The following is an 8,874-nucleotide window of genomic DNA, read 5'->3' as shown; positions in this document are numbered from 1 at the left end:
ATCTAAAGTTGCTGCTAATAAACTATCCAATATTTGACGATATTGAGGGCCTGGTTTGTAACCCAATCGGCGCAAATCGTTACCAGTTAATGGCGGTTGGATCTGTTCCCAAACTGTCAAATATTTCCAAATTTGTCGGCGAATCGATCGATCGCACCGTACGATAATTAAAATTAGCATTTGCAAATCGTATTGCCGTAACAATTGCACTACCTGACTGATGCGATCGCAGGTTGGTAATGAAGCGATAATTAGTGATTGAGATCGATCTAAATTTGCCAATCTTTCGATACTATCTTCAGGTAATTGGAGATTTTTAGCAACCGATTGTCGAAATGGGGGCGTGAGGGCGGCAAGAATTGTCTCTAATCTTAGTTGCCAGTGGATAAGTTGCGGTTGACGATCAAACCTCCGCAAGCATCTTGCTAATAACCGCAGTTGGTAAAATAATTCTGGCTCTAATTTGAGTGTCGGATGAATGCATTGCAACGCTCCTAGATCGGCTAATAACTCTAAAGCCGATCGCCAGTAAGGTGCTTGGAGCAGGTATTTTAGCTCGGTTTTAAGTCGGGTTTGGAGAGCGGGAGTTTTGGGATTGGCTTGAGCTGTGCGATCGTAAACGCCGCTATTAATCGCATAGCGAATATAGTCTACGGTTTGAGTTTCGAGCTGAAAACCCAAGCGGATCGCAAATCTCACCCCGCGAAAAATCCGCGTCGGATCTTCAATAAAACTATTTGGATGTAGAACCCGAATTTGTTGGGTTTGTAAATCGCTAACGCCACCAAAAAAATCTAATAGTGGCGGCGTTGTCGCAGTTGTCAACCGCAAGGCCATCGCATTGATCGTAAAGTCGCGCCGATACAAGTCTTGGCGAATCGAACTCGCTTCTACTTCGGGATTGGCAGCCGGATAAGGATAAAATTCCGTGCGCGCGGTAGCAATATCGATCCCTAGCGAGTCAAATTCGCGATCGTCATGCCATAACAAAGCCGCTGTCTGAAATGCACCGTGGATATCCAGCCGCGCGGCTGGATAGATTTCTTGAAGGGCGGTGGCAAGTTTGACACCAGCACCGACATCGGCGGATCGATCGAAGCCATCAACCACCAAATCGATATCTTTAATTAATAAATTTCCTGCGGTATCAGCTAATAGTAAGTCGCGCACGGCACCACCGACAAGATAGAGCTGCCAACCCCACTGCTCGGCAAATTGGGCAGCTTTCATTAGCAAGTCCCATTGTTGCGGTGCGAGTTGGGTTTGGATCTGGTGGAGATCTAGCGGGGGCGAGATCCGGATCCCACCTCCAGCCCCTCCGAGGAGGGGAGTTAGAGCAGGTTTAGTTTCCTTGCTGGAGTTGCGCTGGTGGTGTTGATGGGATTCTCCACTGGAGAGGCTCCGCCAACGCAAAACATCGGTACGCGTGACAATACCTACCAAATTGCCATCGTCTACTACTGGCAATCTGCCAAGATCGTAAGTCACCATCAAGGCTTCAATTTCGGGCAGGATCATATCGGGATCGATCGTGCGTACCTGATTTGTCATGTAGCCTTTAACGGGTGCGTGACTGAAACCATGATGCAGGGCAAGATCGAGATCACGACGGGAAATAATCCCCACCAAGCGATCGATCCCATCATCCCCTAGCGCAGCGACGATCGGCAAACCAGAGTGTCCATAGCGCAGCAAAATCCGTTGAGCTTCGGCAATCGTCGTTTCGGGGCGGATCGTGCGAATGGGAATAGACATCAACGCTCTCGCCGTCAGCGGTTGTGGGATTGCCGCCTTAATTGCCGCTAGCAGCCGATCAATCGTCATTTTGACATCTACCCCGCGCAGACTCGCAGAGGCTGCGCCAGCGTGCCCCCCGCCACCGATCGAGCGCAATAATCTCCCCAGATCTACTTCTGGAAGTTGCGATCGACCGATAATTGTGACTCGGGGATCACTTGTCCCCGTGACAACTTCGTGAACTAGCAACAACACATCGAGAGTCGAATCGATCGCTTGAATTTGGGATGCCAGACTAGATAATCCTGGTACGAATTTTGCAGTTATCAACTGCACCCAACCGATCGTGTTCCCACCTGCCGACAAATACTGCATTTCCTTGAGAGCTACTGGCAATAATGCTTGCAACTGCGGCGACAATCCTGGCTCCACATACCCATTGACTACCGCGAGATTCGCCCCTTGTTGCATCAGCCATCCCAATGCCAGTGCATCCCGTGGCGTACTCATTTCAAATGTCAACGAACCAGTATCGACATGAATACCCAATGCCATTACCGTCGCCTCGGCGATCGTCAATGCAATATTCGATCGTTGCAATCGTTCGACAATCAGCGTCGTCGTCGCCCCTACTGGCTCGATTTCTACCTGCGTCGCCGGAATATCGGCGACTTGCCCTAAATGATGATCGTAAACGACAATCTCCCGTAAATTCGGTAAATCCAGCCATTCTGCCGCCTTGCCCAATCGATCGCGTTGCTGGGCATCGACGATACTGATCGAGCGGATCGCTGCTGGTACCACCGCCCGCCGTTCGATGAGTGGATACTCATCCCGATATAGTGCTAAAAAGTCTTGCACCGTCGGATGTGCGCCGCCAGCCAGCACGATCTTACTCCCAGGTAATAATCGCGCCAATCCCACCGCCGCCCCTAACGTGTCAAAGTCTGCCGTCGTATGGCACAGAATTAAATCCATTACCTCATTCCTACTTCAGGCTAAAGCCTGTCTTGAAAAGGTGCTTTACTTGCGGCTCACCTTTGGACGGGTTCCCCGTCAAAAAAGGTGAGACAAGACAGGGGAAACCCCTGTTCCCGCACTTTTCGCTAAACCCTAGCGGTTCGCCCGCCGATCCTGCTCGCGGCGTTGACGATCTCGCCAACCCAGTAGTGTCAGATAGACAATCCCCAATGTCACGATGACAAGTAGCCCAAAAGCCACAGTACCTAAAACCGGAATAAATTGAGAAGTTTCCATCGATCGCGATCTATATTCAAAAAAAATGCTCTAAATCAATTCTACTACGATTACTATTTACCAAAATTGACAGGTACACTGCTGGTGCGCGATCGCAAAATTTAGCGATCGGTGGCAGCCACTCGATCCGATCTCGATCGTTTCTGGATTGCTGACATTCATCTTGGTGTACCGATCCAAGCTGTGAATCTATGAAAAGACCACCACATTGCTGCGGTGGTCGATCAATTAAATCCAATATTTGGACAGAGCGTAACTAGGCTTTTTTATTCTTATTACCCAGAATTTCCGATTTGAAGCTATCGATTTCATCAGTTAACTCTTTTCTAGTCGAGGCTTGGAGGAGGTAACGATACACAAACCAACTGGTATAACCGATACCTACCAATTCAAAAGTAGGTGCCAAGAGCGGAATTTCATTGATCGCATAGAGGATGGCCAAAGTTAGCTTGACACCAACAATCAAACCTAAAATCAAGCCAAGGCTGGTAACAACACGTTTGTTATTGGTATAAATCTGCGTGGCATATGCTGGTAATTCGGCCAGAATATCGAGAGCTTGTCTGACCCCATCTGGTAAATTGGCTCCAGATATTTCTGGTGAAACCTTGGAAATCGAACCAGCGCCAGTATTTAATCCCAGAGGATTGGCGGGAATGTCAACAGTGGTGGTTTCTACGGATTGGGTAGATTCTACTGTATCGCTCATATCTTATTATTCCTTATTTCAAAGTTGACAGAACGCTATGCAGATGGTCGTCGATCTGGGCTAAAAATCACATTTAACCCAAATACGCTTGTCGATCTTATCAGTTACAGCTATCCGATCGTAGTGTAAAACTAATTTGAGGCTAAAACAATTCCCCCAAATTTATCTGCTAGCGATGCTGCCGATACTACTTGCAAAAGGACACCTTCCACAATGTCTAATTATAAACGACTGCCACCAGATCTTTGATCGACCGATCAATTGCATCTAGATCCAAAGACGTTAGTTTGCAGATTTTCATTGCTAAATTTGGCTGTGTTTGTGCGGGGCTGGGAGGGAAACCGGGGGCGGAAAACGTTTATCTAAACCGATCGTTAACACATTTCCCAGATCGGTATCGACCTAAATTGGAAAATATCCTTTAGAAAATTCTTTAGAAATATTTCTGATTTGTCCGAACCTCCCGCTCTCCCAGTTGCCCCGCTTCATTTCTAATCTGCGGCGGCGGTAGCTAGTTGCCGTGTTGCCAGATTGCTAAAGTCTTGGCTCCAAAGTAGTTCGCAAGAGTTATTCGGACTTTCGACTAGCTTGACTTTATGCAGATGTGCGCCCAGATCCCGAATCGGTTGTTCGATCTGATCACCGATATAGACCGCAATATTTTCAGCCGTGGGTACGACCTTGGCAAAGTGAGGAATATCCTTGTTGAGGAAGGTATGATCTAATGGCTCCACCGCATATTTGTCCACCAGTTCGTGTAATTTGACCAAATCGACAATCATCCCCGTCCGGGGATCGATGTCGCCTGTAACCGTAACTTCGAGATGATAGTTGTGCCCGTGTCCGTTGACTCGCGCGCATTTGCCATAAATCTCACTATTTTGTTCTAGCGTGAGACTCTCGATCGCCAACCGATGCGCCGCGCTAAAATGAGTACCGATCGTCAGTGCTGCTTCCATGTCTTTACCTATATATTCTGCGAAGAGTTCGGGCTGCTCGAATAGTTGAATCCGCACGAGCGGAAAATGGGGTGCTAATTTGTGCCAAATTACTCTAGCAATGTTTTCTGTAGTGGGCAGAGTGGTCTGAAACTCCGGCCAGACATCGTTGAGAAAGCTATAGTCAAGTTGTCCGGTAACTTCTTGTTTGATGACTTGCTTGACATCGGAGAGGTTGAGCACCATCCCATAGTCATCGATGTCGCCATAGAGCGATATATACAAGACATAATTGTGTCCGTGTCCGCAGGACTGAGCGCACAAGCCAAATTTAGCTTGGTTTTCGGCTTCACTCAGTTCTGGCAACCAATAACGGTGGCTAGCCGAAAACTGAGCGCGACGGTTGATAATGCATTTCATAAAACTTTACATAACGCGGTCTCTACTAGGATACTGCTTTTGGCATCGCGGCGACAGTTAGCAGTCAGAAGGCTCGGCAGAGCGAGAGCGGCAATCGATGCTGTTAGAGCGGATCGAGGGGTTGGCAAAACCGATTGATCCCCTGCTCGTGGGCATACAATAGCACGGGCAAAATTAACAATTTCGGACAGATTTTTGCCTGAATAAAGTGTTGGAATAATGGCATGAAGTTGCCATCGACCATATCGTTGCGAAATTCCGATCGACAAATCGCGACTCGACATTTTTTGGCCAAGCCATCCAACCATTCACTATTATTAATATCTGGCTGTTGTCCGACCCGAATCGCTAAAGTCATTGCCGCATCTTCAAGATCGCCTTCACAGTCAGCGATTGTCTCTAATGAGACGATCGCCTCTGGAATATCGGCAAATTGAACTTTCAATTCCTCAATGATGTGGAGATCGACCATATTGATTTCTAAGTGTGCTGAAAATTCAATCTACATTTATGAAACTTTAACACCCTTCCAAAAAGCAACATAGCCAGCAATATTTTTAGCTGCATCCTTGGGTTCTGGATAGTACCAAGCCGCATCTGGATTAGTTTGACCGTCTACTTCAATCGTATAATAGTTACACAAACCTTTCCAGCCACAAGTGGTGTGAGTATTGCTGTCGCTAAAATACTGTTTATTAAGACTGTCTGCGGGAAAATATTGATTATTTTCAACAACGATTGTTGCATCGCTTTCTGCTAAGGTAACACCGTTCCAAGTTGCTTTAGTCATTTGAATTTTAGATTTTAGATTTTAGATTTTGAATTATTTCTATAACTTTCAGTCGAAGGATTGAAGCCTGTTTGTTTCGATTTCAATTTGACTTAGTTATTGAGATTTCGATCTGGTAATTTCAACCTTCAGCACCTTTTTGGCTGTGAATTGGCTGCATCGATCTCAATCGAGTATTTACTGATTCTCCAATGAGATCGGCTAGCAAATCTGCACTATTAATCACACCCAACGAACTGGCATTGGATGCCATTGATTCCCGACGCTGCGGATTTTCGAGCAGGTTGAGCACTTCAGTCGCTAGAAATTGAGCAGTGAGACTTTCTTGGCGAAAGAGTAATGCCGCATTAGCCCCAGCTAAGACATTAGCATTATAGTATTGGTGATCCTCCGCCGCATAAGGATAAGGCACCAAAATTGAGGGTGTGCGGGTAATCATTAGCTCATTTAAAGTCGCTGCACCAGCCCGACTAATCGCCAAATCCGCTCGTTGAAATAGTCCTGCCATATTGTCATAAAAAGGCAACACAATATACTGGGGATGTTCGATTTTCTCCGTTGGGTCATTTGCACCACCAACGATATGTACGATCGTCACTCCAGCATCCAACCAAGTCCCAACACATTCGCGAATCATCTGATTGAGGGCTACAGCACCTTGAGAGCCACCAACGACTACAATGAGGGGGCTGTCCTTGGAAATGGGTAAATCGAGGGGTTCTGGGGTCAAAAACTGTTGACGACAGGGAGTCCCCAAATAGATAGTTTTAGCGCGGGGGAGATATTTACTTGTCTCGACAAAGCCAACTGCAACCTTGGTACAAAAAGGACTGAGAGATCGAGTAACTTTACCTGGGAGGGCATTTGACTCGTGGAGAAGAACTGGCAGCCCGAGCGAGTAACCAGCTAAAATGGCAGGTGCAGAAATATAACCACCAGTACTGAACACGGCATCGAACTTACCCTGTTTGAGCAGTTTTCGGACTTGGAAGATACCTTTAATTAATCCGCCGATAGTTTTTAGGGTACCTAATCCAGGTTTCCCTTGAAAACCACCAACCCGAATTAGATGCAGCGGATATTCTTTAGGAACTAACTTAGACTCTAGTCGATCTGGTACGCCCAACCATTCGATCTTGTAGCCTGAGAGCTTTTCGGCAACTGCGATCGCGGGAAATACATGTCCCCCTGTTCCACTTGCGGCAATTAATAGCTTAGTAGCTTCCTTAGACACTAGTATTTTCATTCCTTACCTGCGACATAGCTATTCTAGCCGATTGCCGTTCATTCGATCCTCTGTCTTGCTGAATCGGCAAACGCTGCACGAATGGGGATGTGTAATTATTAATTAACCTAAGTTGCTAGTTATAGGTTGTTAGTGGGATGGGTGTTAGGTTTTAGCTGTTAGGTTTTAGGTTTTATCCATCGCTAATACCCAATACCCAATACCCAAATCTTTAACATTTGTTATAACTAGCAACTTGCGTTAATTATCAAACAGCCCCTGGCTCAGATCCACACGATCCCCTAAGATACTAAAATTTAGATTCAGTGCATCTAGGGATAACGAATGGAATACTGGGAGTTTCTAATTCAGCGCGAGGGAGATCGAAGCTGGCGATCGATTAAAACAGGTAATCTCCAATTAATGGAAGGTCAGTATCGGATCGTCGCACATAGCAATCTTGCTGAGACAAAAATCCAGACTCGGATCGCTCATCAAACTCTAGGTTCGACAGTACCACAAAGACGATCGAGATCGATCGACCAAATGACCAATGCTGGCGGATTACTAGAAATATTGCCCTTTACCCACTTAAAATCAGGAATTTGGCAATTTGTTTGCAGTGGCACGACATCAACACAGACATCATGGCATCATGTGCTCAAACTCCGCGTCTTGACACGAATCCCAACGCAATCTCCGCCTAATTTTACGAACCCAACACCAACCGAGCTACTGGAAATTGGTGCAGCATCATCATCTAGTATCACCAACAACCAACCGCTGACTCACAGTTCGCAAGTCGTTCCCGCTCAATTTGCAGAGATCGAAGAAAGTGAGGATTTTGTCACACCAACAGAGCCAATTATGCCGATCTCTGTCATGGGCGAACCAGAAAACTGGGCGGAAAGACTCAATTTATTATTAGAAAGACTAGAGTGGGAATCATTACAACCTCAAAGTCAGCAACCAGAAATTATCGAGACACTACTGGGCAAAATTAAGCTTCAACCGATCGTCGATTCACCCTCTCAACTAATCGATCTGGATCGATCGACATTTTCTGGTCTAATTCCTGGTCATCAACTAATGATTAGCGGTGCTTGTAATTTACAGTTATTGACTGGTCATATCGTTCAAACAGTCAAAATCGAGAAGCTGTCTATCTGTCTTCGCCACCCACAAACTTCCGAAGTCGTTGTTTCGATCGAACAATCTTTACCCTCAAATCTTCACACGTTTATTTTTCACGGTCGATTAGAATTACCTTCTGAGTCTAAGATTACCCTCCTATTGGGTGAGGTTAGTCTTTTTGATCGACATCATATTCAACTTGGCTCCAGAGGCTTCACCGTCACCCTCAATCTCAATCCCTTACAAGAATCCGAACCTTTATCACTACCACCCTTAGATCGCCACACAGATATTCCAGAAGCTACTCGTGAGCATCTGGAGCGGCTCGATCGATCTACCCAAGAGTCACAACCAGCATCAGCTACACTTGGATTGCGAGCATCGATCCCCCAGACTGCTCGATTTGCCGCCACCGCACAAACCAAACCGATACAATCCGATCGATATCCCACTGTCCCCCTCGCCTACAAACGAGAATCCTTGTTTACCCATCCAGATGTTCTTCCCGTCGAACCATCCACAAGTAGCAATTTTCTTCACCCAGCAGCAGTTAAAACAACAATAGACCCAGAGATCGAGACCGGTCTCAACTCTGTTGATATCGATCTAACTGGCGATTTGGAGATTGATTTTGCCCATCCGACCACAGCTACCCCGCCATCTC

General features: G+C 46.4%; 8 protein-coding genes. 1 reads left to right on the top strand and 7 read right to left on the bottom strand.

The window, feature by feature from the left end; translation table 11 throughout:
- From RMO27_RS15515 to murG, 7 genes are all read right to left on the bottom strand, one after another.
- The coding region (locus RMO27_RS15515) for a CBS domain-containing protein (protein ID WP_309734101.1) at nt 1-2,715 on the bottom strand (2,715 nt) is incomplete at its 3' end.
- Between the two features lie 135 nt (nt 2,716-2,850).
- Nucleotides 2,851-2,994 carry a hypothetical protein gene (locus RMO27_RS15510; RefSeq protein WP_309734099.1) on the bottom strand — a complete coding sequence of 48 codons (144 nt, stop codon included), beginning with the start codon at nt 2,992-2,994 and terminating at the stop codon, nt 2,851-2,853.
- 256 nt (nt 2,995-3,250) lie between these two features.
- Nucleotides 3,251-3,703 (bottom strand): CAAD domain-containing protein, encoded by a 453-nt coding sequence (locus RMO27_RS15505; protein ID WP_309734097.1) that lies wholly within the window; start codon nt 3,701-3,703, stop codon nt 3,251-3,253.
- Between the two features lie 491 nt (nt 3,704-4,194).
- Complete coding sequence (locus RMO27_RS15500; RefSeq protein ID WP_309734095.1) at nt 4,195-5,061, bottom strand: 6-carboxytetrahydropterin synthase; 867 nt, start codon at nt 5,059-5,061, stop codon at nt 4,195-4,197.
- Between the two features lie 103 nt (nt 5,062-5,164).
- Nucleotides 5,165-5,533 (bottom strand): hypothetical protein, encoded by a 369-nt coding sequence (locus RMO27_RS15495; RefSeq protein WP_309734093.1) that lies wholly within the window; start codon nt 5,531-5,533, stop codon nt 5,165-5,167.
- Between the two features lie 36 nt (nt 5,534-5,569).
- Nucleotides 5,570-5,851: a DUF427 domain-containing protein gene (locus RMO27_RS15490; RefSeq protein WP_309734092.1), complete on the bottom strand. Its 282-nt coding sequence runs from the start codon at nt 5,849-5,851 to the stop codon at nt 5,570-5,572.
- A 121-nt stretch (nt 5,852-5,972) separates the two neighbouring features.
- Nucleotides 5,973-7,097 carry an undecaprenyldiphospho-muramoylpentapeptide beta-N-acetylglucosaminyltransferase gene (gene murG / locus RMO27_RS15485; protein ID WP_309734091.1) on the bottom strand — a complete coding sequence of 375 codons (1,125 nt, stop codon included), beginning with the start codon at nt 7,095-7,097 and terminating at the stop codon, nt 5,973-5,975.
- A 324-nt stretch (nt 7,098-7,421) separates the two neighbouring features.
- On the opposite strand from murG, the gene RMO27_RS15480 reads away from it, so the two are divergent.
- Nucleotides 7,422-8,874 (top strand): hypothetical protein (locus tag RMO27_RS15480; protein WP_309734090.1); only part of this gene is annotated, 1,453 nt, incomplete at its 3' end.

The sequence above is a fragment of the Chamaesiphon sp. OTE_75_metabat_556 genome (genome assembly GCF_031378165.1).
Classification (GTDB): Bacteria; Cyanobacteriota; Cyanobacteriia; order Cyanobacteriales; family Chamaesiphonaceae; genus Chamaesiphon.
The sequence above is the reverse complement of the archived record's forward strand: the minus strand, read 5'-3'. Positions and strand labels throughout refer to the sequence as shown.